The sequence below is a fragment of the Cupriavidus sp. UGS-1 genome, from assembly GCF_021213615.1.
Classification (GTDB): Bacteria; Pseudomonadota; Gammaproteobacteria; order Burkholderiales; family Burkholderiaceae; genus Cupriavidus.
On record NZ_JAJQJF010000010.1, the window covers coordinates 15580 to 40185 of the forward strand.

36 protein-coding genes are annotated in these 24606 nt (G+C 63.6%); all 36 read left to right on the top strand.

The genetic code is table 11. The features are described from left to right. Positions 1-83: 83 nt before the first annotated feature. On the top strand, positions 84-1943 hold the full coding sequence (gene recQ, locus LRR16_RS14240; RefSeq protein WP_006576500.1) for a DNA helicase RecQ: 1860 nt from the start codon (positions 84-86) through the stop codon (positions 1941-1943). 429 nt (positions 1944-2372) lie between these two features. Beyond that, on the top strand, positions 2373-2750 hold the full coding sequence (gene rpsL, locus LRR16_RS14245) for a 30S ribosomal protein S12 (RefSeq protein WP_006576501.1): 378 nt from the start codon (positions 2373-2375) through the stop codon (positions 2748-2750). 200 nt (positions 2751-2950) lie between these two features. Continuing rightward, entirely contained in the window at positions 2951-3421 is a 471-nt protein-coding gene (rpsG, locus tag LRR16_RS14250; protein ID WP_006576502.1) for a 30S ribosomal protein S7, read from the top strand. A 119-nt stretch (positions 3422-3540) separates the two neighbouring features. Next, positions 3541-5649 carry an elongation factor G gene (gene fusA / locus LRR16_RS14255; protein WP_006576503.1) on the top strand — a complete coding sequence of 703 codons (2109 nt, stop codon included), beginning with the start codon at positions 3541-3543 and terminating at the stop codon, positions 5647-5649. Positions 5650-5731: 82 nt separating this feature from the next. After that, positions 5732-6922 carry an elongation factor Tu gene (gene tuf, locus LRR16_RS14260; RefSeq protein ID WP_053822680.1) on the top strand — a complete coding sequence of 397 codons (1191 nt, stop codon included), beginning with the start codon at positions 5732-5734 and terminating at the stop codon, positions 6920-6922. Positions 6923-7006: 84 nt separating this feature from the next. Further along, entirely contained in the window at positions 7007-7315 is a 309-nt protein-coding gene (gene rpsJ / locus LRR16_RS14265; protein WP_006576248.1) for a 30S ribosomal protein S10, read from the top strand. A 339-nt stretch (positions 7316-7654) separates the two neighbouring features. Further along, positions 7655-8305 carry a 50S ribosomal protein L3 gene (gene rplC, locus LRR16_RS14270; RefSeq protein WP_006576247.1) on the top strand — a complete coding sequence of 217 codons (651 nt, stop codon included), beginning with the start codon at positions 7655-7657 and terminating at the stop codon, positions 8303-8305. Positions 8306-8316: 11 nt separating this feature from the next. Further along, positions 8317-8937, top strand: a complete 621-nt coding sequence (gene rplD / locus LRR16_RS14275) for a 50S ribosomal protein L4 (RefSeq protein WP_053822679.1) — start codon at positions 8317-8319, stop codon at positions 8935-8937. Further along, entirely contained in the window at positions 8934-9248 is a 315-nt protein-coding gene (rplW, locus tag LRR16_RS14280; RefSeq protein WP_006576245.1) for a 50S ribosomal protein L23, read from the top strand. Before rplD ends, rplW begins: the two co-directional genes overlap by 4 nt. Before the next feature lie 2 nt (positions 9249-9250). Then, the gene (gene rplB / locus LRR16_RS14285; RefSeq protein ID WP_023264852.1) at positions 9251-10081 is read left to right on the top strand and encodes a 50S ribosomal protein L2; all 831 of its coding nucleotides are present in this window, start codon (positions 9251-9253) and stop codon (positions 10079-10081) included. A 22-nt stretch (positions 10082-10103) separates the two neighbouring features. After that, positions 10104-10379, top strand: coding sequence for a 30S ribosomal protein S19 (gene rpsS / locus LRR16_RS14290; protein ID WP_006576244.1), 276 nt, complete (start codon positions 10104-10106; stop codon positions 10377-10379). 9 nt (positions 10380-10388) lie between these two features. Beyond that, positions 10389-10718: a 50S ribosomal protein L22 gene (rplV, locus tag LRR16_RS14295; RefSeq protein ID WP_006576243.1), complete on the top strand. Its 330-nt coding sequence runs from the start codon at positions 10389-10391 to the stop codon at positions 10716-10718. Between the two features lie 9 nt (positions 10719-10727). Then, the gene (rpsC, locus tag LRR16_RS14300; protein ID WP_023264853.1) at positions 10728-11525 is read left to right on the top strand and encodes a 30S ribosomal protein S3; all 798 of its coding nucleotides are present in this window, start codon (positions 10728-10730) and stop codon (positions 11523-11525) included. A 2-nt stretch (positions 11526-11527) separates the two neighbouring features. Further along, positions 11528-11944, top strand: a complete 417-nt coding sequence (gene rplP, locus LRR16_RS14305; protein ID WP_006576240.1) for a 50S ribosomal protein L16 — start codon at positions 11528-11530, stop codon at positions 11942-11944. A gap of 11 nt (positions 11945-11955) precedes the next feature. Then, positions 11956-12150 carry a 50S ribosomal protein L29 gene (gene rpmC / locus LRR16_RS14310; protein ID WP_006576239.1) on the top strand — a complete coding sequence of 65 codons (195 nt, stop codon included), beginning with the start codon at positions 11956-11958 and terminating at the stop codon, positions 12148-12150. Next, entirely contained in the window at positions 12147-12425 is a 279-nt protein-coding gene (gene rpsQ, locus LRR16_RS14315; RefSeq protein WP_006576238.1) for a 30S ribosomal protein S17, read from the top strand. Before rpmC ends, rpsQ begins: the two co-directional genes overlap by 4 nt. A 290-nt stretch (positions 12426-12715) precedes the next feature. Continuing rightward, the gene (rplN, locus tag LRR16_RS14320; RefSeq protein WP_006576237.1) at positions 12716-13084 is read left to right on the top strand and encodes a 50S ribosomal protein L14; all 369 of its coding nucleotides are present in this window, start codon (positions 12716-12718) and stop codon (positions 13082-13084) included. Positions 13085-13093: 9 nt separating this feature from the next. Next, entirely contained in the window at positions 13094-13402 is a 309-nt protein-coding gene (gene rplX / locus LRR16_RS14325; protein WP_006576236.1) for a 50S ribosomal protein L24, read from the top strand. Positions 13403-13427: 25 nt separating this feature from the next. After that, the gene (rplE, locus tag LRR16_RS14330) at positions 13428-13970 is read left to right on the top strand and encodes a 50S ribosomal protein L5 (protein ID WP_006576235.1); all 543 of its coding nucleotides are present in this window, start codon (positions 13428-13430) and stop codon (positions 13968-13970) included. A 9-nt stretch (positions 13971-13979) separates the two neighbouring features. Next, complete coding sequence (gene rpsN / locus LRR16_RS14335; protein WP_006576234.1) at positions 13980-14285, top strand: 30S ribosomal protein S14; 306 nt, start codon at positions 13980-13982, stop codon at positions 14283-14285. 27 nt (positions 14286-14312) lie between these two features. Next, positions 14313-14708 (top strand): 30S ribosomal protein S8, encoded by a 396-nt coding sequence (gene rpsH / locus LRR16_RS14340; RefSeq protein WP_006576233.1) that lies wholly within the window; start codon positions 14313-14315, stop codon positions 14706-14708. Positions 14709-14717: 9 nt separating this feature from the next. After that, the gene (rplF, locus tag LRR16_RS14345) at positions 14718-15251 is read left to right on the top strand and encodes a 50S ribosomal protein L6 (protein WP_006576232.1); all 534 of its coding nucleotides are present in this window, start codon (positions 14718-14720) and stop codon (positions 15249-15251) included. 11 nt (positions 15252-15262) lie between these two features. Further along, positions 15263-15619, top strand: coding sequence for a 50S ribosomal protein L18 (rplR, locus tag LRR16_RS14350; protein ID WP_006576231.1), 357 nt, complete (start codon positions 15263-15265; stop codon positions 15617-15619). 20 nt (positions 15620-15639) lie between these two features. Continuing rightward, complete coding sequence (rpsE, locus tag LRR16_RS14355) at positions 15640-16158, top strand: 30S ribosomal protein S5 (protein WP_006576230.1); 519 nt, start codon at positions 15640-15642, stop codon at positions 16156-16158. Positions 16159-16172: 14 nt separating this feature from the next. After that, a complete protein-coding gene (gene rpmD, locus LRR16_RS14360; RefSeq protein ID WP_006576229.1) occupies positions 16173-16355 on the top strand; it encodes a 50S ribosomal protein L30 in 183 nt (60 codons plus the stop codon). Positions 16356-16386: 31 nt separating this feature from the next. Next, positions 16387-16821: a 50S ribosomal protein L15 gene (gene rplO / locus LRR16_RS14365; protein ID WP_006576228.1), complete on the top strand. Its 435-nt coding sequence runs from the start codon at positions 16387-16389 to the stop codon at positions 16819-16821. Positions 16822-16867: 46 nt separating this feature from the next. Beyond that, on the top strand, positions 16868-18211 hold the full coding sequence (secY, locus tag LRR16_RS14370; RefSeq protein WP_023264856.1) for a preprotein translocase subunit SecY: 1344 nt from the start codon (positions 16868-16870) through the stop codon (positions 18209-18211). Positions 18212-18233: 22 nt separating this feature from the next. Beyond that, on the top strand, positions 18234-18452 hold the full coding sequence (infA, locus tag LRR16_RS14375; RefSeq protein ID WP_006577442.1) for a translation initiation factor IF-1: 219 nt from the start codon (positions 18234-18236) through the stop codon (positions 18450-18452). Positions 18453-18484: 32 nt separating this feature from the next. Then, the gene (gene rpmJ, locus LRR16_RS14380; protein ID WP_006160433.1) at positions 18485-18601 is read left to right on the top strand and encodes a 50S ribosomal protein L36; all 117 of its coding nucleotides are present in this window, start codon (positions 18485-18487) and stop codon (positions 18599-18601) included. A 19-nt stretch (positions 18602-18620) separates the two neighbouring features. Beyond that, positions 18621-18986 carry a 30S ribosomal protein S13 gene (gene rpsM / locus LRR16_RS14385; RefSeq protein ID WP_006577443.1) on the top strand — a complete coding sequence of 122 codons (366 nt, stop codon included), beginning with the start codon at positions 18621-18623 and terminating at the stop codon, positions 18984-18986. 25 nt (positions 18987-19011) lie between these two features. Further along, positions 19012-19413 carry a 30S ribosomal protein S11 gene (gene rpsK, locus LRR16_RS14390; protein WP_023264857.1) on the top strand — a complete coding sequence of 134 codons (402 nt, stop codon included), beginning with the start codon at positions 19012-19014 and terminating at the stop codon, positions 19411-19413. Positions 19414-19694: 281 nt separating this feature from the next. Next, positions 19695-20318 carry a 30S ribosomal protein S4 gene (rpsD, locus tag LRR16_RS14395; RefSeq protein ID WP_006577444.1) on the top strand — a complete coding sequence of 208 codons (624 nt, stop codon included), beginning with the start codon at positions 19695-19697 and terminating at the stop codon, positions 20316-20318. Positions 20319-20496: 178 nt separating this feature from the next. Beyond that, entirely contained in the window at positions 20497-21477 is a 981-nt protein-coding gene (gene rpoA, locus LRR16_RS14400; RefSeq protein WP_006577445.1) for a DNA-directed RNA polymerase subunit alpha, read from the top strand. 160 nt (positions 21478-21637) lie between these two features. After that, complete coding sequence (rplQ, locus tag LRR16_RS14405; RefSeq protein ID WP_006577446.1) at positions 21638-22033, top strand: 50S ribosomal protein L17; 396 nt, start codon at positions 21638-21640, stop codon at positions 22031-22033. A 170-nt stretch (positions 22034-22203) separates the two neighbouring features. Beyond that, on the top strand, positions 22204-22572 hold the full coding sequence (cutA, locus tag LRR16_RS14410; RefSeq protein WP_006577447.1) for a divalent-cation tolerance protein CutA: 369 nt from the start codon (positions 22204-22206) through the stop codon (positions 22570-22572). Between the two features lie 56 nt (positions 22573-22628). Further along, positions 22629-24587 (top strand): protein-disulfide reductase DsbD, encoded by a 1959-nt coding sequence (gene dsbD / locus LRR16_RS14415; RefSeq protein WP_370646820.1) that lies wholly within the window; start codon positions 22629-22631, stop codon positions 24585-24587. The last annotated feature ends 19 nt before the right edge of the window (positions 24588-24606 follow it).

Below are 24606 nucleotides of genomic sequence, written 5' to 3' on the forward strand. Positions count from 1 at the left end.
TCGTCACGATTCGAAGGGATCGGGAGCCAGTGCGGTGGTATGGTTACGCCTTTCCGATACGTTGCCCGTTCCCCGCTGTTCCTATGTCTGCTGCCCTGGCGATTCTGAAGGATGTTTTCGGCTATCACGCCTTCCGTGGCCGCCAGGCGGAAATCATCGAGCACGTGGCCGAAGGCGGCGACTGCCTGGTGCTGATGCCAACCGGCGGCGGCAAGTCGCTGTGTTATCAGATTCCGGCGCTGCTGCGCCAACGCGCCGGCCATGGCGTCGGCATCGTGGTATCGCCGCTGATCGCGCTGATGCAGGACCAGGTCGCGGCGCTGACCGAAGCCGGCGTGCGCGCCGCGGTGCTGAACTCCACGCTGACCGGCGCGCAGGCGTCGGCGGTCGAGCGCGACCTGCTGGCCGGCCGCCTCGAGATCCTGTACGTCGCGCCGGAACGGCTGATGACGCCGCGCTTCCAGGACCTGCTGGACCGCACGCGCGTGGGCCTGTTCGCGATCGACGAGGCGCACTGCGTCTCGCAGTGGGGCCACGACTTCCGGCCGGAATACATCCAGCTGTCGGTGCTGCACGAACGCTTCCCGCAAGTCCCGCGCATCGCGCTGACCGCGACCGCGGACGACGTGACGCGGCAGGAAATCGTCGAGCGCCTGGCGCTGGACGACGCGCGTGTCTTCCTGTCGAGCTTCGATCGTCCCAATATCCGCTATCGCATCGTCGAGAAGGACAACGCGCGCCAGCAGCTGCTGGCCTTCATCAAGGCCGAGCACATGGCCGCGGACGGCACCCATGACAGCGGCATCGTCTACTGCCTGTCGCGCCGCAAGGTCGAGGAGACCGCCGACTGGCTGCGCGGCCACGGCATCAACGCGCTGCCGTACCACGCCGGCATGGAGGCCGCCGTGCGGCAGCAGCACCAGGCGCGCTTTCGCGACGAGGAAGGGCTGGTGATGGTCGCGACGATTGCCTTCGGCATGGGCATCGACAAGCCGGACGTCCGCTTCGTCGCCCACCTCGACCTGCCCAAGAGCATGGAAGGCTATTACCAGGAGACCGGCCGGGCCGGCCGCGACGGCCTGCCGGCGAACGCCTGGATGGCCTATGGCCTGGGCGACGTGGTGCAGCAGAAGCGGATGATCGACGAGTCGGAGGCCGACGAAACGCACAAGCGCGTGTCGTCGGCCAAGCTCGATGCGCTGCTGGGCCTGTGCGAGACCGCCGGCTGCCGCCGCGTGCGCATCCTCGCGTATTTCGGCGAGACCAGCGAGCCCTGCGGCAACTGCGATACCTGCCTGGAGCCGCCGGCGACCTGGGACGGCACGCGCGAGGCGCAGATGGCGCTGTCCTGCGTCTACCGCACCGCGCAGGCGAGCCGCGTGCACTTCGGCGCTACCCATCTGATCGACGTGCTGCGCGGCAACGCGACCGAGAAGATCCGGCAATGGGGCCACGACAAGGTGTCGACCTTCGGCATCGGCGCCGACCGGTCGGTGTCCGAATGGCATGCGATCTTCCGGCAGCTGATTGCGCACGGCCTGCTGGTGATCGACCATGGCGGCCACGGCGCGTTGCTGCTGGGCGAATCGGCGCGGGCGGTGCTCAAGGGCGAGACCAGCATCACGCTGCGCCGCCAGGTCAGCAAGCCGGCGCGCGGCGAACGCGGCGAGAGGGGAGGGGCGGGGCGTGGCAACCGGGTCGACCATACCGCCCAGATGGACGAGCAGCAGCTGGCCAACTGGGAGGCGCTGCGCCGCTGGCGCACCGAGACGGCGCGCGAGCACGGCGTGCCGGCCTACGTGATCTTCCACGACGCAACGCTGGCCGAACTGGCGCGCAGCGCGCCCGACAGCATGGCCGAGCTGGCCGAGGTGCCGGGCATCGGCGCGGCCAAGCTGGAGCGCTATGGCGACGAGCTGCTGGAAGTGCTGCAGAAAGCATGAGCTGCGACCTCGCCGCAGGCAGGTTGCCGGCCCCCCGGAGGGCCTGAACGAAACTGCCGGGCGCGGCCGTCTCATCAAGCGATCTGCCCCAGGTAAACCGCTTGACCGTTGATCGGTGTGCTGCTAGCATGCCGGATTCGAGTTTTTGGCTTCGGATTTCGCTCGCGCGTCGTTTGGTGGCACCCAGTGTCCGGCGATCGCCCCGGCAGACAGGTCATCCCTGGCCTGGCCGGCCCAGCGGGATCCCAGGCGAGCTCGCGCTCTTTGGCAAGTCTGGTTGTTCACACAGTCCCGTCCCAGAGCGTTCTGCTCATCTGCTCCCGCCCAAAACCCGTCCTACCGTTTCGTCGATCGTCGTCGCGCTTGCGGGCGTGCCGCCGGTTCGTCGCCGAAGCGGTGTTTTTTTGTAAAACCAAGCTGGATTGAACAATGCCAACTATCAACCAACTGGTTCGCAAGCCGCGCGTCTCTGAAGTCATCAAGAGCAAGAGCCCGGCGCTTGAGAACTGCCCCCAACGCCGTGGCGTGTGCACCCGTGTGTACACCACCACGCCGAAGAAGCCGAACTCGGCACTGCGTAAGGTCGCCAAGGTGCGTCTGACCAACGGTTTCGAGGTCATCTCGTATATCGGCGGTGAAGGCCACAACCTGCAGGAACACTCGGTCGTGCTGATCCGCGGTGGTCGTGTCAAGGACTTGCCGGGTGTGCGTTACCACATCGTGCGCGGTTCGCTCGACCTGCAAGGCGTCAAGGACCGCAAGCAAGCGCGTTCGAAGTACGGCGCGAAGCGTCCGAAGGCTGCCTAAGCCTGCAACACAAGCGATGGTGGCTGGCGCGCAGCGTCATGTTGCTGTCAACAAGCGGCGGTACAACGGCCCATTTGCTGCGCCGTGCCGTCGAGTAAGTGGTCCACCCGGCGAATTTGCCGCGCCCAGAGCGGAAGGCAAGCTAGTTGGTGGCCGGAGCGCGGAAGACCCCGCACTCAACTGAATCCAAAGGAAAGAAGATGCCACGTCGTCGTGAAGTCCCCAAGCGGGAAATCCTGCCTGATCCGAAGTTCGGTAACGTCGAAGTTGCCAAGTTCATGAACGTGCTGATGCTGGACGGCAAGAAGTCGGTTGCCGAGCGCATCGTGTATGGCGCGTTCGACCAGATCGAAAAGAAGGCAGGCAAGGCCCCCATCGAAGTGTTCTCCGTTGCAATCAACAACGTGAAGCCGGTGGTGGAAGTGAAGAGCCGCCGCGTCGGTGGCGCCAACTATCAGGTTCCGGTCGAAGTCCGTCCGTCGCGTCGTTTGGCATTGGCGATGCGTTGGCTGCGCGAGGCCGCGAAGAAACGCAGCGAGAAGTCGATGGCGCTGCGCCTGGCAGGTGAGCTGCTCGAAGCCGCGGAAGGCCGTGGTGGCGCGATGAAGAAGCGCGACGAAGTGCACCGCATGGCCGAAGCCAACAAGGCGTTCTCGCACTTCCGCTTCTAAAGCGCGCGGGATTCGCAGTTGGTTGCCGGGCGGGCTGTGTTTTTACACATCTCGCCCGTTTGTGTTAGGGGCGTAGGCCAAGAGATGCCGGCGCCTCACTGACGAATTAGAGGATTAAAGTGGCTCGTAAGACTCCCATCGAGCGTTACCGCAACATCGGTATCTCGGCTCACATTGACGCGGGTAAAACCACCACCACCGAGCGCATCCTGTTCTACACCGGTGTGAACCACAAGATCGGTGAAGTGCACGACGGCGCCGCCACGATGGACTGGATGGAGCAGGAACAGGAGCGTGGCATCACGATCACCTCGGCTGCGACCACCGCCTTCTGGAAGGGCATGGCCGGCAACTATCCCGAGCACCGCTTCAACATCATCGACACCCCGGGCCACGTGGACTTCACCATCGAGGTGGAGCGTTCCATGCGCGTGCTGGACGGCGCCTGCATGGTGTACTGCGCCGTGGGCGGCGTGCAGCCGCAGTCCGAAACCGTCTGGCGTCAGGCCAACAAGTACGGCGTGCCGCGTCTGGCGTTCGTCAACAAGATGGACCGTACCGGCGCCAACTTCTTCAAGGTCTACGAGCAGCTGAAGACCCGCCTGAAGGCCAACCCGGTGCCCGTGGTGGTGCCGATCGGCGCTGAAGACGGCTTCCAGGGCGTGATCGACCTGCTGGAAATGAAGGCGATCATCTGGGACGAAGCCAGCCAGGGCGTGAAGTTCGAATACAAGGACATCCCGGCCGAGCTGCAGGCGACCGCTGACGAATGGCGCGAGAAGATGGTCGAGTCCGCCGCCGAAGCCAGCGAAGAGCTGATGGAAAAGTACCTGGGCGGCGAAGAGCTGACCCGCGAAGAGATCGTCAAGGCGCTGCGTGACCGTACCATCGCCTGCGAAATCCAGCCGATGCTGTGCGGCACCGCGTTCAAGAACAAGGGCGTGCAGCGCATGCTCGACGCCGTGATCGACTTCCTGCCGTCGCCGGTCGATATTCCGCCGGTCAAGGGCGTGGACGAAAGCGACGACGAGAAGAAGCTCGAGCGCAAGGCCGACGACAACGAGAAGTTCTCGGCGCTGGCGTTCAAGATCATGACCGACCCGTTCGTCGGCCAGCTGATCTTCTTCCGCGTCTACTCGGGCAAGATCAATTCGGGCGACACCGTGTACAACCCGGTGAAGCAGAAGAAGGAGCGTCTGGGCCGTATTCTGCAGATGCACGCCAACCAGCGCGAAGAAATCAAGGAAGTGCTGGCCGGCGACATCGCCGCCGCGGTGGGCCTGAAGGATGCCACCACGGGCGACACGCTGTGCGATCCGTCGGCACCGATCGTGCTCGAGCGCATGGTGTTCCCGGAGCCGGTGATCTCCCAGGCCGTCGAGCCGAAGACCAAGGCCGACCAGGAAAAGATGGGCATCGCCCTGAACCGCCTGGCCGCCGAAGATCCGTCGTTCCGCGTGCGTACCGATGAAGAATCGGGCCAGACCATCATTTCGGGCATGGGCGAGCTGCACCTCGAAATTCTGGTCGACCGCATGAAGCGCGAATTCGGCGTGGAAGCCAATATCGGCGCGCCGCAGGTGGCCTACCGCGAAACCATCCGCAAGAAGGCCGAGGACGTCGAAGGCAAGTTCGTCAAGCAGTCGGGCGGCCGCGGCCAGTACGGCCACGCCGTGATCACGCTGGAACCGCAGGAGCCGGGCAAGGGCTTCGAGTTCATCGACGCCATCAAGGGCGGTGTGATTCCTCGCGAATACATCCCGGCGGTCGAGAAGGGCATCGTCGACACGCTGCAGGCCGGTATCCTGGCGGGCTTCCCGGTGGTGGACGTGAAGGTCACGCTGACGTTCGGTTCGTACCACGACGTGGACTCGAACGAAAACGCGTTCCGCATGGCCGGTTCGATGGCGTTCAAGGAAGCCATGCGCAAGGCCAGCCCGGTTCTGCTCGAGCCGATGATGGCCGTGGAAGTGGAAACGCCGGAAGACTACACCGGTACCGTGATGGGCGACCTGTCGTCCCGCCGCGGCATCGTGCAGGGCATGGACGACATGGTGGGCGGCGGCAAGATCATCAAGGCCGAAGTCCCGCTGTCGGAAATGTTCGGTTATTCGACCGCGCTGCGCTCGGCCACGCAAGGCCGCGCCACCTACACCATGGAATTCAAGCACTACGCCGAGGCACCGAAGAACATCGCCGAAGCAGTGATGGCGGCCAAGGGCAAGTAAACAGGCTGTATGCCGCCGCGCCCGCGAGGGCGCGACGGCGTGATGAATCGACAAGACTGCATTCCATTAGGAGCTGAAAAAAATGGCAAAGGAAAAGTTCGAGCGGACTAAGCCGCACGTGAACGTTGGTACGATTGGTCACGTTGACCACGGCAAGACGACGCTGACGGCGGCGATTGCGACGGTGCTGGCTTCGAAGTTCGGCGGTGCCGCCAAGAAGTACGACGAGATCGATGCGGCGCCGGAAGAGAAGGCACGCGGTATTACCATCAACACCGCGCACGTCGAGTACGAGACGGCCAACCGCCACTACGCGCACGTTGACTGCCCGGGCCACGCCGACTACGTCAAGAACATGATCACGGGCGCCGCGCAGATGGACGGCGCGATCCTGGTGTGCTCGGCCGCTGACGGCCCGATGCCGCAGACGCGCGAGCACATCCTGCTGGCCCGTCAGGTCGGCGTGCCGTACATCATCGTGTTCCTGAACAAGTGCGACATGGTGGACGACGCCGAGCTGCTCGAGCTGGTGGAAATGGAAGTGCGCGAGCTGCTGTCGAAGTACGAGTTCCCCGGCGACGACACCCCGATCATCAAGGGTTCGGCCAAGCTGGCGCTCGAAGGCGACAAGGGCGACCTGGGCGAAGAGGCGATCATGCGCCTGGCCGAGGCGCTGGACACCTACATCCCGACGCCGGAGCGCGCCGTGGACGGCACGTTCCTGATGCCGGTCGAAGACGTGTTCTCGATCTCGGGCCGCGGTACCGTGGTGACCGGCCGTATCGAGCGTGGCGTGATCAAGGTCGGCGAGGAAATCGAAATCGTCGGTATCCGTCCGACGGTCAAGACCACCTGCACCGGCGTGGAAATGTTCCGCAAGCTGCTGGACCAGGGCCAGGCTGGCGACAACGTCGGTCTGCTGCTGCGCGGCACCAAGCGTGAAGACGTCGAGCGCGGCCAGGTGCTGTGCAAGCCGGGTTCGATCAAGCCGCACACGCACTTCACCGGCGAGGTGTACATCCTGTCGAAGGACGAAGGCGGCCGTCACACCCCGTTCTTCAACAACTACCGTCCGCAGTTCTATTTCCGTACGACCGACGTGACCGGCTCGATCGAGCTGCCGAAGGACAAGGAAATGGTCATGCCGGGCGACAACGTGTCGATCACCGTCAAGCTGATCGCCCCGATCGCGATGGAAGAAGGCCTGCGCTTCGCCATCCGTGAAGGCGGCCGCACCGTCGGCGCCGGCGTCGTCGCCAAGATCCTGGACTAAGCCAGGCTGTCGGGACGGGCGGCTACCGTCCGTCCCTGCTACCACCGGGCCGATGACGGCCCATCGCTCTTTTAAGGAAAAATCATGCAGAACCAGAAGATCCGTATCCGCCTGAAGGCTTTCGACTATCGCCTGATCGACCAGTCGGCCGCCGAAATCGTGGATACCGCCAAGCGCACCGGCGCGATCGTCAAGGGCCCGGTTCCCCTGCCGACCCGCATCGAGCGCTTCGACATCCTGCGTTCGCCGCACGTGAACAAGACCAGCCGCGATCAATTCGAGATCCGCACCCATCAGCGTCTGCTGGACATCGTCGACCCGTCGGAAAAGACCGTCGACGCGCTGATGAAGCTGGACCTGCCGGCTGGCGTGGACGTCGAGATCAAGGTGTAATCGATCCGACGAGACCGGCCGCGCCCGCGGCCGCTCTGCAGTGGAACGGCGAACGCGAGTTCGCCGTTTTCCTTTTTCGGTGCCGAAACGCCGAAATAGCGACGTATCAACCACGTTGCAACAGCAAATCCCCCGTTTGCTGAACGCCTTGCCAGATTGCAGTTGCCCTTTCCAGAAGGGTGCGATATAGTGTAAGGCTACCCATCTATCTATGGGTATTGGGCTGGCCGTTTTGGCCGTGCGCCGTCTCTTTTGCGCAAGCCCCCGACACCAGAAACACTCAACACGTTTCGTGTATCAATCAGCCCCGGCCAATCGCAGCCGGGAATGGAGCAAACCATGAGCCTTGGCCTTGTAGGTCGCAAGGTTGGCATGACCCGTATTTTCACGGACGACGGTGAAGCGATTCCCGTGACCGTGATCGAGGTCGGCGACAACCGCGTGACGCAAATCAAGACGGACGAGACCGACGGTTATACCGCGGTGCAAGTCACCTTCGGCGCCCGGCGCGCAAGCCGCGTCACCAAGCCGCTGGCGGGTCATCTCGCCAAAGCCGGCGTGGAAGCGGGCGAAGTCATCAAAGAATTCCGCGTGGACGCAGCCAAGGCTGCCGAGCTGCAAGCCGGCGGCACGCTGTCGGTCGACCTGTTCGCGGTCGGTCAGAAGATCGACGTGCAGGGCGTGACGATCGGTAAGGGCTACGCCGGTACCATCAAGCGCTACCACTTCGCGTCGGGCCGTGCCACCCACGGTAACTCGCGTTCGCACAACGTGCCGGGTTCGATCGGTATGGCGCAGGATCCGGGCCGTGTGTTCCCGGGCAAGCGCATGACCGGCCACCTCGGTGACGTCACGCGTACCGTCCAAAACCTGGTCATCGCCAAGATCGACGCAGAGCGCAAGCTGCTGCTGGTCAAGGGCGCGATCCCGGGTTCGAAGGGCGGCAAAGTCATCGTTACCCCGGCCGTCAAGGCCAAAGCTGCGGCTTAAGGAGCGGACACATGGAACTTAAGCTCCTCCAGGACAACGGTCAGATCGGTGCGGGCGTCGCTGCCTCGCCCGAAGTCTTCGGCCGCGATTACAACGAAGCTCTGGTTCACCAGATCGTCGTCGCTTACCAGGCCAACGCGCGTAGCGGCAACCGGAAGCAGAAGGACCGCGAAGAGGTCAAGCACACCACGAAGAAGCCGTGGCGTCAGAAGGGTACGGGCCGTGCTCGTGCCGGTATGTCCTCGTCGCCGCTGTGGCGCGGGGGCGGCCGTATCTTCCCGAACTCGCCGGAAGAGAACTTCAGCCAGAAGGTCAACAAGAAGATGTTCCGTGCCGGCATGCGCTCGATCTATTCGCAGCTGGCCCGGGAAGGTCGTATCAACGTGGTGGAGGGTTTCTCCGTCGACGCGCCCAAGACCAAGCTGCTGGCCGACAAGTTCAAGGCCATGGGTCTGGACTCGGTGCTGATCATCACCGACAACCTCGACGAAAACCTCTACCTGGCATCGCGCAACCTGCCGCACGTGGCGGTTGTCGAGCCGCGCCACGCCGATCCGCTGTCGCTCGTGCACTACAAGAAGGTGCTGGTGACCAAGGCGGCCGTCGCGCAGATCGAGGAGTTGCTCAAATGACGCAAGTAGCCAAGAACGATCATCGTTTGATGCAGGTGCTGCTCGCGCCGGTGGTTTCCGAAAAGGCAACCCTGGTCGCCGACAAGAACGAACAAGTGGTGTTCGAAGTCGCTCGCGACGCCAACAAGGCGGAAGTGAAGGCGGCGGTCGAACTGCTGTTCAAGGTCGAGGTGCAGTCCGTTCAGATCCTGAACCAGAAGGGCAAGCAAAAGCGTTTCGGTCGCTTCATGGGTCGTCGCAACCATGTGAAGAAGGCCTACGTGTCGCTGAAGCCGGGTCAGGAAATCAATTTTGAAGCGGAGGCCAAGTAATCATGGCACTCGTCAAGACCAAGCCGACTTCCCCGGGTCGTCGCTCGATGGTGAAGGTTGTCAACCGCAACCTGCACAAGGGCGATCCGTACGCGCCGCTGCTGGAAAAGCAATTCCAGAAGTCGGGCCGTAACAACAATGGCCACATCACCACCCGTCACAAGGGCGGTGGCCACAAGCATCACTACCGTGTGATCGACTTCAAGCGCAACGACAAGGACGGCATCCCCGCCAAGGTCGAGCGCCTGGAATACGATCCGAACCGCAGCGCCAACATCGCGCTGGTGCTGTTCGCCGACGGCGAGCGCCGCTACATCATCGCCACCAAGGGCATGGTTGCCGGCCAGCAGCTGATGAACGGCTCGGAAGCCCCGATCAAGGCCGGCAACAACCTGCCGATCCGCAACATCCCGGTCGGTACCACGATCAACAACGTGGAAATGCTGCCGGGCAAGGGCGCCCAGATCGCGCGTGCCGCCGGCGGTTCCGCCGTGCTGCTGGCTCGCGAAGGCGTCTACGCCCAGGTGCGTCTGCGCTCCGGTGAAGTGCGCCGCGTGCATATCGAATGCCGCGCCACCATCGGTGAAGTGGGCAACGAAGAGCACAGCCTGCGCGTGATCGGCAAGGCCGGCGCGACCCGCTGGCGCGGTATTCGCCCGACCGTCCGCGGCGTGGTGATGAACCCGATCGACCACCCGCACGGTGGTGGTGAAGGCCGTACCGCTGCTGGTCGCGATCCTGTGTCGCCGTGGGGCACCCCGACCAAGGGTTACCGCACCCGCAGCAACAAGCGCACTGCCAGCATGATCGTGCAGCGCCGCCACAAGCGTTAATCGGTAGGTAGGAGCTAAACACATGACTCGTTCTGCAAAAAAGGGTCCTTTCTGTGACGCCCACCTGCTGAAGAAGGTGGAAACGGCTGTCAGCGGCAAGGACAAGAAACCCATCAAGACGTGGTCGCGCCGCTCGACCATTCTGCCGGAGTTCATCGGCCTGACGATCGCCGTCCACAACGGCCGTCAACACGTGCCGGTGTACGTCACGGAAAACATGGTTGGCCACAAGCTCGGTGAATTTGCGCTGACGCGCACGTTCAAGGGCCACGCGGCTGACAAGAAAGCGAAGAGGTAAGGTGCCATCATGGAAGTGAAAGCGATTCATCGCGGTGCCCGCATCTCCGCCCAGAAGACGCGCCTGGTCGCCGACCAGATCCGTGGTCTGCCGATCGAGCGCGCGCTCAACATCCTGACGTTCAGCCCGAAAAAGGCTGCCGGGATCGTGAAGAAGGTGGTCGAATCGGCCATCGCCAACGCCGAGCACAATGAAGGCGCCGACATCGACGAGCTGAAGGTCAAATCGATCTACGTCGACAAGGCAACCTCGCTCAAGCGCTTCACCGCACGGGCAAAGGGCCGCGGCAACCGCATCGAGAAACAAACCTGTCACATCACTGTGACGCTCGGCAACTAAGGAGTCACGATGGGACAGAAGATTCATCCGACTGGCTTCCGTCTGGCCGTCAGCCGTAACTGGGCTTCGCGTTGGTACGCCAACAACACGAAGTTCGCCGGCATGCTGAAGGAAGACATCGAAGTTCGCGACTTTCTGAAGAAGAAGCTCAAGAACGCTTCGGTGGGCCGCGTCGTCATCGAGCGCCCTGCCCGCAATGCCCGTCTCACCATCTACAGCTCGCGTCCGGGCGTGGTGATCGGCAAGAAGGGTGAGGACATCGAACTGCTGAAGGCCGAGCTGCAGCGTCGCATGGGCGTGCCCGTGCACGTGAACATCGAGGAAATCCGCAAGCCGGAAACCGATGCGCAGCTGATCGCCGACTCGATCACCCAGCAGCTCGAGCGCCGCATCATGTTCCGCCGCGCGATGAAGCGCGCGATGCAGAACGCGATGCGCCTGGGCGCCCAGGGTATCAAGATCATGAGCTCGGGCCGTCTGAACGGTATCGAAATCGCACGTACCGAGTGGTATCGCGAGGGCCGCGTGCCCCTGCACACCCTGCGTGCCGACATCGACTACGGCTTCTCCGAAGCAGAAACCACCTACGGCATCATCGGTGTCAAGGTGTGGGTCTACAAGGGTGATCACCTCGGCCGCAACGACGCGCCGGTGGTGGAAGAGCCGCAAGACGAACGTCGTCGTCGCCCGGGTCGTCCGGACGGTCGCCGTCGTGACGGTGAAGGCCGTCCGGGTGGCAACCGCCGCGGTGGCGCTGGTGCCGGTCGCCGCGCTGCGCCTGGCGCAGACGCGAAGAGTGGAGAATAACGATGCTGCAACCGAAGCGCAGAAAATATCGCAAGGAGCAGAAAGGCCGCAACACGGGTAAGGCTACCCGTGGCAACGCCGTGTCTTTCGGCGAATTCGGCCTGAAGGCAATGGGCCGCGGCCGTCTGACGGCTCGTCAGATCGAGTCGGCACGTCGTGCGATGACCCGCCACATCAAGCGTGGCGGCCGCATCTGGATCCGGATCTTCCCGGACAAGCCGATCTCGAAGAAGCCTGCCGAAGTCCGTATGGGTAACGGCAAGGGCAATCCGGAGTACTACGTGGCTGAGATCCAGCCGGGCAAGATGCTGTACGAAATGGATGGCGTGAGCGAAGAGCTGGCGCGTGAGGCGTTCCGCCTCGCGGCGGCCAAGCTGCCGATCGCGACCAATTTCGTGGTGCGCCAGGTCGGGACGTAAGGAGAGCAGGGATGAAAGCATCCGAACTTCGCGGCAAGGACGCCGCAGGCCTGAACCAGGAGCTCTCCGAGCTCCTGAAGGCCCAATTTAGCCTGCGCATGCAAAAGGCCACCCAACAGCTGCAGAACACCAGCCAGCTGAAGAAGGTGCGCAAGGACATCGCGCGGGTGCATACCGTGCTGAACGAAAAGGCGAACTCGAAATGACTGAAACTGCAAAAACGGAATCGTCGCTTCGCCGTACGCTGGTCGGCCGTGTGGTAAGCGACAAGATGGACAAGACCGTGACGGTCCTGGTCGAAAACCGTGTCAAGCACCCGCTGTATGGCAAGTACGTGCTGCGCTCGAAGAAGTACAAGGCGCATGACGAAGCCAACCAGTACAAGGAAGGCGACAAGGTCGAGATCCAGGAAGGCCGTCCGATCTCGCGGACCAAGTCCTGGGTCGTTTCCCGGCTGGTCGAAGCAGCGCGCGTCATCTAAGAACCAACAGGTTCTCGGTTGACTTGCAGGTCCAGGGTTATGTGCTATAATCCTGGACTTCCGCTTTATTGCGGCCGTCTCTTGTAACACCACCCGGGCGGTCCGTTAAAGCGAACCCCAGGCCTAGCGGCTCCTGACAGTCACACCGTTCAGACCGCCTGGCACACCGACTTCAAGTTGATCAACCCAAACGGTGACTGGCGCAATGCCGGTGGCCGACGGGACCAAGACTGACCGGCGGGCGTACCTTTTTCGTGGGCCCGGTGGATTAAGTTGGGAAGACAAACACCATGATTCAGACAGAAAGCCGGCTCGAAGTGGCCGATAACACGGGTGCGCGCGAAGTGCTGTGCATCAAAGTGCTGGGTGGGTCCAAGCGCCGCTATGCGAGCGTAGGCGACATCATCAAGGTGACCGTCAAGGACGCAGCGCCGCGCGGTCGTGTGAAGAAGGGCGACATCTACAACGCCGTCGTGGTCCGCACCGCCAAGGGCGTGCGCCGCGCGGACGGTTCGCTCGTCAAGTTCGACGGCAATGCCGCTGTCCTGCTGAACAACAAGCTCGAGCCGATCGGCACCCGTATCTTCGGGCCGGTGACTCGTGAACTCCGTACCGAGCGTTTCATGAAGATCGTGTCGCTCGCGCCGGAAGTGCTGTAAGGAGCCGCCATGAACAAGATTCGCAAAGGCGACGAGGTCATCGTCCTGACCGGCAAGGACAAGGGCAAGCGCGGCAAGGTCCAGGCCGTGCTGGGCGACAAGGTCGCCGTCGAGGGCGTGAACGTCGCGAAGAAGCACGCACGTCCGAACCCGATGCTGGGCACGACCGGCGGCGTGATCGACAAGGTCATGCCCCTGCATATTTCCAACGTTGCGCTCGTGGATGCCAATGGCAAGCCGTCGCGCGTCGGCATCAAGCTGGTGGAAGGCAAGCGCGTGCGCGTGCTCAAGACCACCGGCGCCGTCGTCGCCGCTTGATTCTGGGCACGGATAGGAGTTGAGCATGGCAGCACGTCTGCAAGAGCAGTACAAAGAACAGGTCGTTCCGGCCCTGATGAAGAAGTTCGGCTACAAGTCGGTCATGGAGGTGCCCCGCATCACCAAGATCACGCTGAACATGGGTCTGGGCGAGGCCATCAATGACAAGAAGGTCATCGAGCTGGCAGTGGGCGACCTGACCAAGATCGCTGGTCAGAAGCCGGTCGTGACGAAGGCCCGCAAGGCCATCGCCGGCTTCAAGATTCGCCAGGGCTATCCCATCGGTGCGATGGTGACCCTGCGTGGCGAACGGATGTGGGAATTCCTGGACCGTTTCGTCACCGTGGCCCTGCCGCGCGTGCGCGATTTCCGTGGTGTGTCCGGCAAGTCGTTCGACGGCCGTGGCAACTACAACATCGGTGTGAAAGAGCAGATCATCTTCCCCGAAATCGAGTACGACAAGATCGACGCGCTGCGCGGTCTGAACATCAGCATCACGACGACGGCGAAGAATGACGAGGAAGCCAAGGAGCTCCTCGCGGCATTCAAGTTCCCGTTCCGCAATTAAGGGGTAACCGTGGCTAAATTGGCTCTGATTGAACGTGAGAAGAAGCGCGCGAAGCTCGCGGCGAAGTACGCCGAGAAGCGCGCTGCCCTCAAGGCCATCATCGACGACCAAGCGAAGTCGGAAGAAGAGCGTTACGAAGCGCGCCTGGAGCTGCAACAGCTGCCGCGCAACGCCAATCCGACCCGCCAGCGCAATCGCTGCGCGATCACCGGTCGTCCCCGCGGTACCTTCCGCAAGTTTGGCCTGGCGCGTAACAAGATCCGTGAAATCGCCTTCAAGGGCGAAATTCCGGGTCTGACGAAAGCCAGCTGGTAATTACGCACAGGCTACAGGAGAAACAGTATGAGCATGAGCGATCCTATCGCCGATATGCTGACGCGCATCCGCAACGCCCAGGGCGTGCAGAAGGCGTCGGTTGTCATGCCGTCGTCGAAGCTGAAAGTGGCGATCGCCAAGGTCCTGAAGGACGAAGGCTATATCGACGACTACGCTGTCGCCGAGGAAGGCGGCAAGGCACAACTGACCATCGGTCTGAAGTACTACGCCGGCCGTCCGGTGATCGAGCGCATCGAACGCGTGTCGAAGCCCGGTCTGCGCGTGTACAAGGGCCGCAGCGAAATCCCGCAAGTGATGAACGGCCTGGGCGTCGCGATCATCTCGACCCCCAAGGGTCTGATGACCGATCGCGCGGCACGTGCCACCGGCGTGGGCGGCGAAGTCATCTGCTACGTCGCGTAAGGAGTAACCATGTCCCGTGTAGGTAAGGCTCCCATCGCGCTGCCGAAAGGCGCGGAAGTGAATGTGGCGGCCGGCGTGCTCACCGTCAAGGGCCCGCTCGGTACGCTGTCCCAGCCGATTCACAAGCTGGTCAAGGCCAACGTCGAGAACGAGACGCTGACCTTCTCCCCGGCTGACGAATCGAGCGAAGCAAACGCTCTGCAGGGCACCATGCGTGCTCTGGCGGCCAATATGGTCAAGGGCGTGACCACCGGTTTCGAGCGCAAGCTGACGCTGGTTGGCGTGGGTTACCGCGCCCAGCTGCAAGGCGCTGCGCTGAAGCTCCAGCTTGGTTTCTCGCACGACGTGATCCATGAGATGCCGGAAGGCGTGAAGGCGGAAACGCCGACGCAGACCGAGATCATCATCAAGGGTGCGGACAAGCAGAAAGTCGGTCAGGTTGCCGCGGAAGTCCGCGCGTACCGTCCGCCCGAGCCCTACAAGGGCAAGGGTGTTCGCTACGCTGACGAGCGCGTCATCCTGAAGGAAACCAAGAAGAAGTAAGGGGTGCAGTGATGAACAAGAAAGACGCTCGTTTGCGCCGTGCACGTCAGACCCGCGCCAAGATTGCCGAGCTGAAGGTCAATCGTCTGACTGTGTTCCGTACGAATACGCATATTTACGCTCAGGTCTACTCGCCGTGCGGCACCCAGGTGGTGGCGTCGGCTTCGACCCTCGAAGCAGAAGTGCGCAAGGAACTGACCGGCAGCGGTGCCACTACCGCTGCTGCCACCGTGATCGGCAAGCGCATCGCCGAGAAGGCGAAGGCCGCCGGCGTGGAAACCGTGGCGTTCGATCGCGCCGGCTTCCGCTTCCACGGTCGCGTGAAGGCCCTGGCTGACGCTGCCCGCGAAGCTGGCCTCAAGTTCTAAGCGCTTAAGAGAGATACGTCATGGCAAAGATGCAAGCAAAAGTCCAGCAGGACGAACGCGACGACGGCCTCCGCGAGAAGATGATCTCGGTCAACCGCGTCACCAAGGTGGTGAAGGGCGGCCGGATTCTCGGTTTCGCTGCGCTGACCGTGGTCGGTGACGGCGATGGCCGCATCGGCATGGGCAAGGGCAAGGCGAAGGAAGTGCCGGTGGCCGTGCAGAAGGCAATGGACGAAGCCCGTCGCAAGATGGTCAAGGTCCCGCTGAAGAACGGCACGCTGCAGCACGAAGTCGTTGGCAAGCACGGCGCCGCCAAGGTGCTGATGATGCCGGCCAAGGAAGGTACCGGCGTGATCGCCGGCGGCCCGATGCGCGCGATCTTCGAAGTGATGGGCGTGACCAACGTCGTCACCAAGTCGCACGGCTCGACCAACCCGTACAACATGGTTCGCGCCACGCTGGACGGTCTGCAGAAGATGAGCACGCCGGGCGAAATCGCCGCCAAGCGTGGCAAGTCTGTCGAAGACATCCTCGGCTAAGGCAGGTGAACGAAATGTCGCAGAAAACCGTAAAAGTGCAACTCGTGCGCAGCCTGATCGGCACGCGCGAGGATCATCGCGCCACCGTCCGTGGTCTTGGCCTGCGCCGCCTCAACTCGGTGTCGGAACTGCAGGATACGCCGGCCGTGCGCGGCATGATCAACAAGGTCTCGTACCTGGTTAAGGTCATCGGCTAAGCCTGGGCCAAGTCCGGAATTGGAGAGCAATATGCAACTGAACAACCTGAAACCGGCCGCCGGTTCGAAGCACGCCAAGCGTCGCGTCGGCCGCGGTATCGGCTCCGGCCTGGGCAAGACCGCCGGTCGCGGTCACAAGGGTCAGAAGTCGCGTTCGGGCGGCTTCCACAAGGTGGGCTTCGAAGGCGGCCAGATGCCGCTGTACCGTCGTCTGCCGAAGCGCGGCTTCACGTCGCTGACCAAGGCGTTCACCGCCGAAGTCACGCTGCGTGATCTGGAGCGCCTGGAAGCGGCCGAGGTCGACCTGCTGGTCCTGAAGCAGGCTGGCCTGGTCAGCGACCTGGTCAAGAGCGCCAAGGTCATCAAGGCCGGCGAGCTGACCCGCAAGGTGACGATCAAGGGTCTGGGTGCCACCGCTGGCGCCAAGGCAGCGATCGAAGCCGCGGGCGGTCAGATCGCGGAGTAAGTAAGCAGATTTCGCAGCATAGGCGAGTCACAAGTCGGAGCATCGTTTGGCCACGGCGAAACCCAATGCAAGCGCACAGGCCAGGAACACGGCGAAGTACGGCGACCTCAAGCGCCGGCTGATGTTCCTGGTGCTGGCCCTGATCGTCTACCGCATCGGTGCGCATATTCCGGTGCCGGGAATCGATCCGGAGCAACTGGCGCAGCTGTTCCAGAGTCAGTCGGGTGGCATCCTCGGGATGTTCAACCTGTTCTCGGGAGGCGCGCTGTCGCGCTTCACCGTGTTCGCGCTCGGCATCATGCCGTACATCTCGGCGTCGATCATCATGCAGCTGCTGACGATCGTGCTGCCGCAGCTGGAATCGCTGAAGAAGGAAGGGCAGGCCGGACAGCGGAAGATCACCCAGTACACCCGTTACGGGACCGTGCTGCTGGCGACCTTCCAGGCGTTCTCGATCGCGGTCGCGCTCGAGTCGCAACCCGGCCTGGTGATCGACCCCGGCATGATGTTCCGCGCTACCGCGGTGATCACGCTGGTGACCGGCACGATGTTCCTGATGTGGCTGGGTGAGCAGATCACCGAGCGCGGACTGGGCAACGGCATCTCGATCATCATCTTCGGCGGTATCGCGGCGGGCTTGCCCAATGCGATCGGCGGGCTGTTCGAACTGGTTCGCACCGGCTCGATGAGCATCATCGCGGCGATCTTCATCGTGGCGATCGTGATCGCGGTGACGTTCGCGGTGGTGTTCGTCGAACGCGGCCAGCGCAAGATCCTGGTGAACTATGCCAAGCGTCAGGTCGGCAACAAGGTGTACGGCGGCCAGTCGTCGCACCTGCCGCTGAAGCTGAACATGGCAGGGGTGATTCCGCCGATCTTCGCATCGTCGATCATCCTGTTCCCGGCGACGATCGCGGGCTGGTTCACGTCGGACTCGACCGGCACCGTGGGCAGGTTCATCAAGGACCTGGCCGCGACGCTGTCGCCCGGCCAACCGGTGTACATCCTGCTCTATGCTGCGGCAATCGTGTTCTTCTGCTTCTTCTATACGGCGTTGGTCTACAACAGCCGGGAAGTGGCGGACAACCTGAAGAAAAGCGGTGCCTTCATTCCGGGCATCCGTCCTGGCGAGCAGACGACGCGCTATATCGACAAGATTCTGGTGCGACTGACGCTGGCTGGTGCGATCTACATCACACTGGTCTGCCTGTTGCCGGAATTCCTGGTGCTGCGCTGGAACGTGCCGTTCTATTTCGGCGGAACTTCGCTGCTGATCATCGTGGTCGTCACGATGGACTTCATGGCCCAGGTTCAGTCCTATGTCATGTCGCAGCAGTACGAGTCGTTGCTGAAGAAGGCCAATTTCAAAGGTAACCTGACTTTGCGCTGAGCCGGGTCAGGACAGGCTAGGTATGGCTAAAGACGACGTCATCCAGATGCAGGGTGAGGTAATCGAAAACCTGCCCAATGCGACCTTCAGGGTGAAGCTGGAAAATGGCCATGTCGTACTGGGCCATATCTCCGGGAAGATGCGGATGCACTACATCCGCATCCTGCCGGGGGACAAAGTTACGGTCGAATTGACGCCATACGATCTGTCACGCGCGCGCATCGTCTTCCGGACGAAGTGAGCCGAAACAGGAATTGAAGGAAGAGGAAAATCATGAAAGTGCTGGCTTCTGTTAAGCGCATTTGCCGCAACTGCAAAGTTATCAAGCGCAACGGTGTCGTGCGCGTGATCTGCTCGTCGGATCCCCGCCACAAGCAACGCCAAGGCTAATCGTAAAGAGGATTGACGAATGGCACGTATCGCAGGGGTTAACATCCCGAATCACAAGCATACCGAGATCGGCCTGACGGCGATTTACGGTATCGGCCGCTCGCGCGCTCGCAAGATTTGCGAGGCCACTGGCGTTCCTTTTGACAAGAAGGTCAAGGATCTGACCGACGCCGACCTGGAAAAGCTTCGTGACGAAGTGGGCAAGGTCACGGTCGAGGGTGACCTGCGTCGTGAAACCACGATGAACATCAAGCGTCTGATGGACCTTGGTTGCTATCGTGGCCTGCGTCACCGCCGCGGCCTGCCGCTGCGTGGCCAGCGCACCCGCACCAACGCCCGTACCCGCAAGGGTCCGCGTAAGGCCGGCGTGGCTCTGAAGAAGTAACGCCCAAGGCAGAGGAAGATAACTAATGGCAAAAGGTCCGAATAACGCCGCCCAGCGCGCGCGTAAGAAGGTCAAGAAGAACGTCGCCGACGGCATCGCGCACGTCCACGCCTCGTTCAACAACACGATCATCACGATCACCGACCGTCAGGGCAATGCCCTGTCGTGGGCAACCTCGGGTGGCCAGGGCTTCAAGGGTTCGCGCAAGTCGACCCCGTTCGCAGCCCAGGTTGCTGCCGAGAACGCCGGCCGCGTGGCGCAAGACCAGGGCATCAAGAACCTGGAAGTGCGCATCAAGGGCCCGGGCCCGGGTCGTGAGTCGGCCGTGCGCGCGCTGAACGCGCTGGGCATCAAGATCGCCGTGATCGAAGACGTCACGCCGGTGCCGCACAACGGCTGCCGTCCGCCGAAGCGCCGTCGTATCTAAGCGCCAGGCATCGCCGGACCCGCGCCGGATTTTCCGGGCGCGGGTTCTGTCATTCTTGTTGTGATAGAATGCCGCGTTTTGTCGGCGAGGCACCCGCGCCTGCGGTTGCCGCGGACAGATCGTCGGAATTCAGTGCGAATTCATCGTGTGGCGCGCAGCCGTCCGGCCGCGCGCGTTGGATAAGCCCACCGTTCGCCGTCGCCGCCCTCCGGGCGGATGCAGCAGGCGGACTCGCGGCGCGTCGATCCTGGCGCCGCGATCGAATCAGTAAGGAAGATAAAGTGGCACGTTATACCGGCCCGAAGGCCAAACTTTCCCGCCGTGAAGGCACCGACCTGTTCCTGAAGAGCGCGCGCCGCTCGCTCGCCGACAAGTGCAAGCTGGACAGCAAGCCGGGCCAGCACGGCCGTACCTCGGGCGCCCGTACCTCCGACTACGGTACCCAGCTGCGTGAAAAGCAGAAGGTCAAGCGTATCTACGGCGTGCTCGAGCGCCAGTTCCGCCGCTACTTTGCCGAGGCCGACCGCCGCAAGGGCAATACCGGCGAGAACCTGCTCCAGCTGCTGGAAACGCGCCTGGACAACGTCGTGTACCGGATGGGCTTCGGCTCGACCCGCGCCGAAGCGCGCCAGCTGGTGTCGCACAAGGCGATCCTGGTCAACGGCCAGACCCTGAACGTGCCGTCGGCGCAGATCAAGGTCGGTGATGTCGTGTCGATCCGCGAACAGGCGAAGAAGCAGGCTCGTATCGCCGAGTCGCTGTCGCTGGCCGAGCAGTCGGGCTTCCCGAGCTGGGTTGCCGTCGATGCCAAGAAGTTCGAAGGCACGTTCAAGCAAGTGCCGGATCGCGCCGATATCTCGGGCGACATCAACGAGAGCCTGATCGTCGAATTGTATTCGCGTTAATCGCCCGGACCCGTTCGCCTACAACGGCCGCGGCTTGCGATTTCTCGTCGAGCTCCATCTTCAGCCCGGCGCGCTTCGGCGCGCCGGGCTTATTGCCCATCGTACGATGGGTTTTTTCGGGTTCCAAAACTCAGCCTTATCGGTGTAACGAGCCGAGGGTATTGAAAAGGACAACCTAATGCAAACAGCACTCCTCAAGCCAAAAATCATCGCCGTCGAGCCGCTGGGCGATCATCACGCCAAAGTCGTGATGGAGCCGTTCGAGCGCGGCTACGGCCATACGCTCGGTAACGCCCTGCGTCGCGTGCTGCTGTCGTCGATGGTCGGCTATGCCCCGACCGAAGTGACGATCGCTGGGGTGGTCCACGAATATTCCACCATCGACGGCGTGCAGGAAGACGTCGTCAACCTGCTGCTGAACCTGAAGGGCGTCGTCTTCAAGCTGCACAACCGCGACGAAGTCACGGTGTCGCTGCGCAAGGAAGGCGAAGGCGTGGTGACGGCCGCCGATATCGAGCTGCCGCACGATGTCGAGATCATCAACCCCGGCCACGTGATCGCCCATCTGTCGGCCGGCGGCAAGCTGGACATGCAGATCAAGGTCGAACAGGGCCGCGGCTATGTGCCGGGCAACGTTCGCAAGTTCGGCGACGAGTCGAGCAAGGTGATCGGCCGCATCGTGCTGGACGCCTCGTTCTCGCCGGTGCGCCGCGTCTCGTACGCGGTCGAGTCGGCCCGTGTCGAACAGCGTACCGACCTGGACAAGCTGGTGATGAACATCGAAACCGACGGCGTGATCTCGCCCGAGGAAGCGATCCGTCAATCGGCGCGCATCCTGGTCGATCAGCTGTCCGTGTTCGCCGCGCTGGAAGGCACCGAATCGTCGGCGGAAGCCGCTTCGAGCCGCGCGCCGCAGATCGATCCGATCCTGCTGCGTCCGGTCGACGACCTGGAGCTGACGGTGCGCTCGGCCAACTGCCTGAAGGCCGAGAACATCTACTACATCGGCGACCTGATCCAGCGTACCGAGAACGAGCTGCTGAAGACCCCGAACCTGGGTCGCAAGTCGCTCAACGAAATCAAGGAAGTCCTCGCTTCGCGTGGCCTGACGCTCGGCATGAAGCTCGAGAACTGGCCGCCCGCTGGCCTGGAGAAGTAATCTGCGTGGCGGGCGCCAGCCGGCGCCCGCCGCCAGTCCCTGCCGCCTGGCCGGATGGCCAGGCGGCGCAACCCGACTACCGGCCCGCGCCGGCGCGCTCCCGAAGGAAGGCGCTGGCGATAGAAGAGCTGGTCAAACACTGATCTAGAAAGGAATCATCATGCGTCACCGTCATGGTTTGCGGAAACTGAACCGCACCTCGTCGCACCGTCTCGCGATGCTGCGCAACATGTCCAACTCGCTGTTCCAGCACGAGCTGATCAAGACCACGCTGCCGAAGGCCAAGGAACTGCGCAAGGTCGTCGAGCCGCTGATTACGCTGGCCAAGAAGGACACCGTCGCCAACCGCCGTCTGGCTTTCGCCCGCCTGCGCGACCGCGACATGGTCACCAAGCTGTTCAACGAACTGGGCCCGCGCTACGCCACCCGTCCGGGCGGCTACACCCGCATCCTGAAGTTCGGCTTCCGTCAGGGCGACAACGCGCCGATGGCGCTGGTCGAGCTGGTCGATCGCCCCGAAGTGACCGAGGCCCCGGCCGAGGAAGCTGCGGAGTAAGACCTTCGCCTCTTCGCTCGTCCGACCGCCGGACCGACCGCTGATTCGACGCGGCGGGCGCCACGGGCGCTCCGGATGGGCGAACCGCTTACAATCGAGCCAGGCAATTGCCTGGCTCTTTTGTTTTTGGGCCGCCGTTTTTGAGTCGGCGTCACGCAGGAGCGATTTCGATGGACGCACCGCAGGTACTGGTCGTGATCACCACGCTGCCGGACGAGGACAGCGCAACCGCGCTGACCCGCGCGCTGCTGGAGGCGCGGGTGGCCGCGTGCGTGAACCGTTTGCCGGCCTGCGAGTCGCAGTACTGGTGGCAGGGCGCGATCGAGACCGCGCGCGAACTGCCGCTGCTGATCAAGACCACGCGGGCTTGCTACGACGCGCTCGAAGCGGTCATCCGCCAGCACCATCCCTACGACGTGCCCGAGATCGTCGCCCTGCCCGTGCAGGCGGGGCTGCCGGCCTATCTGGACTGGGTCGTCCAGCAGACCGCGACGCCGGGCGGCAACGGCAACGCTCGAGCGGGCAACGACGCGGCATAACGAAAAACAGCAGGTAACCGACGATGGGCAGCACCTTGGGGTCGATGGACGGGGTCATGGGGCAGGGCGCAGCGCGCAGCGGAGGCTGGCGAGGCGGGCGAGGCGGGCGAGGCGGGCGAGGGTGGCAATGGCTGGCCGCGATCGCACTGGCGCTGCTGACGGCCTGGCTGTGCCTTGGCGCCGGCCTGGCGCGCGCCGCCGACCAGGACGACTTCCTGCCGCCCGAGCAGGCCTTCCGCTTCGCCGCCCGCACCATCGACACGCGCACCGTCGAGGTCCGCTTCGATGTCGCGCCGGGCTACTACATGTACCGCGAACGCTTTGCCTTCGCCGCGCAACCGGCGCAGGTCAGGCTCGGCGCGCCCGATCTGCCGGCCGGCAAGGTCAAGTTCGACGAGACCTTCGGCAAGGAGATGGAGACCTACCGCGACACGGTGACGATCCGCGTGCCGGTCGAGTCCGCGCCCGCCGACGGCAAATGGACGCTGGTCGTGACCTCGCAGGGCTGCGCCGACAAGGGCCTGTGCTATCCGCCGATGGAGAGCGTCTACGAAGTCGGCGGCGCCGGCATCGGCACGCTGCTGGGCGGCCGCTCCAACGCGACGTCAGCCAACGTGACGCCCGCCATCGCCGCCGCCACGCCGCTGTCCGCCGGTTCGGAACATCGCGGCGCGGTGGTCCCAGCGGATGCCGGCAAGGCCGTCGATGACAGCGGCCGCATCGCGGCGACGCTTGCCGGCGGCCATCTGCTGACGATCGTCGCGCTGTTCTTCGGCCTCGGCCTGCTGCTGACCTTCACCCCCTGCGTGCTGCCGATGGTGCCGATCCTGTCATCGATCGTGGTCGGCGAGCACGTGCACCGCGGCCGCGCCTTCGTCGTGTCGCTGGCCTATGTGCTCGGCATGGCGGTGGTCTACACCGCGGTCGGCGTCGCCGCCGGGCTGATCGGCGAAGGGCTCGCGGCGACGTTGCAAACGCCCTGGGTACTGGCGCTGTTCGCCGCGCTGATGGTGGCGCTGGCGCTGTCGATGTTCGGCCTGTATGAACTGCAGCTGCCGCAGCGCTGGCAGACGCGGCTGGCCGACTCGGCCAATCGCCGCCCGGGTGGCCAGATCGCGGGCGCGGCCGCGATGGGCGCGATCTCGGCGCTGATCGTCGGTCCCTGCGTGACCGCGCCGCTGGCCGGCGCGCTGGCCTATATCGCGCAGAGTGGCGACGCCTGGACCGGCGGCACCGCGCTGTTCGCGATGGCGATCGGCATGGGCGTGCCGCTGCTGCTGGTCGGCGTCGGAGCCGGCAATCTGTTGCCGCGCGCGGGCCGCTGGATGGAGGCGACCAAGCGTGTGTTCGGCTTCCTGCTGCTCGGTGTCGCGCTGTGGATGATCGGACCGGTGCTGCCGCCGTGGCTGTCGATGCTGGGCTGGGCGACGCTGCTGCTGGTCGGCGCGGTGTTCCTGCGCGCGTTCGATGGCCTGGGTGCGGAGCCGCATCCGGTAGCGCGGCTCGGCAAGGGGCTGGGCGTGCTGTCCGCGCTGGCCGGTGCGATCCTGCTGGTCGGCCTGGCCTCGGGCAGCCGCAATCCGCTGCAGCCGCTGTCGCATCTGGTGGCCGGCATCCGTGACGGAGCGCCGGCGGCCGAGGCGGTGCGCTTCGAACGGGTCCGCTCGGTGGCCGAACTCGATGCCCGCATCGCACAGGCCAGTGCCGCCGGCAAGCCGGTGCTGCTGGACTTCTATGCGGACTGGTGCGTCAGCTGCAAGGAGATGGAGCGCTTCACCTTCAGCGATCCGCGCGTGCAGGCACGGCTGGCCGACGTGGTGATGCTGCAGGCCGACGTGACCGCCAACAACGCCGACGACAAGGCACTGCTGAAGCGCTTCGGCCTGTTCGGGCCGCCGGGCATCATCCTGTTCGGCGACGACGGGCGCGAGCTGCCGGTGCGTGTGATCGGCTACCAGGCCGCGGGACGGTTCCTGGCGAGCCTGGAACGCGCGTTCGGTCCGGCAGGGGCCTGACGCCAAGCCGGGGCCAGCG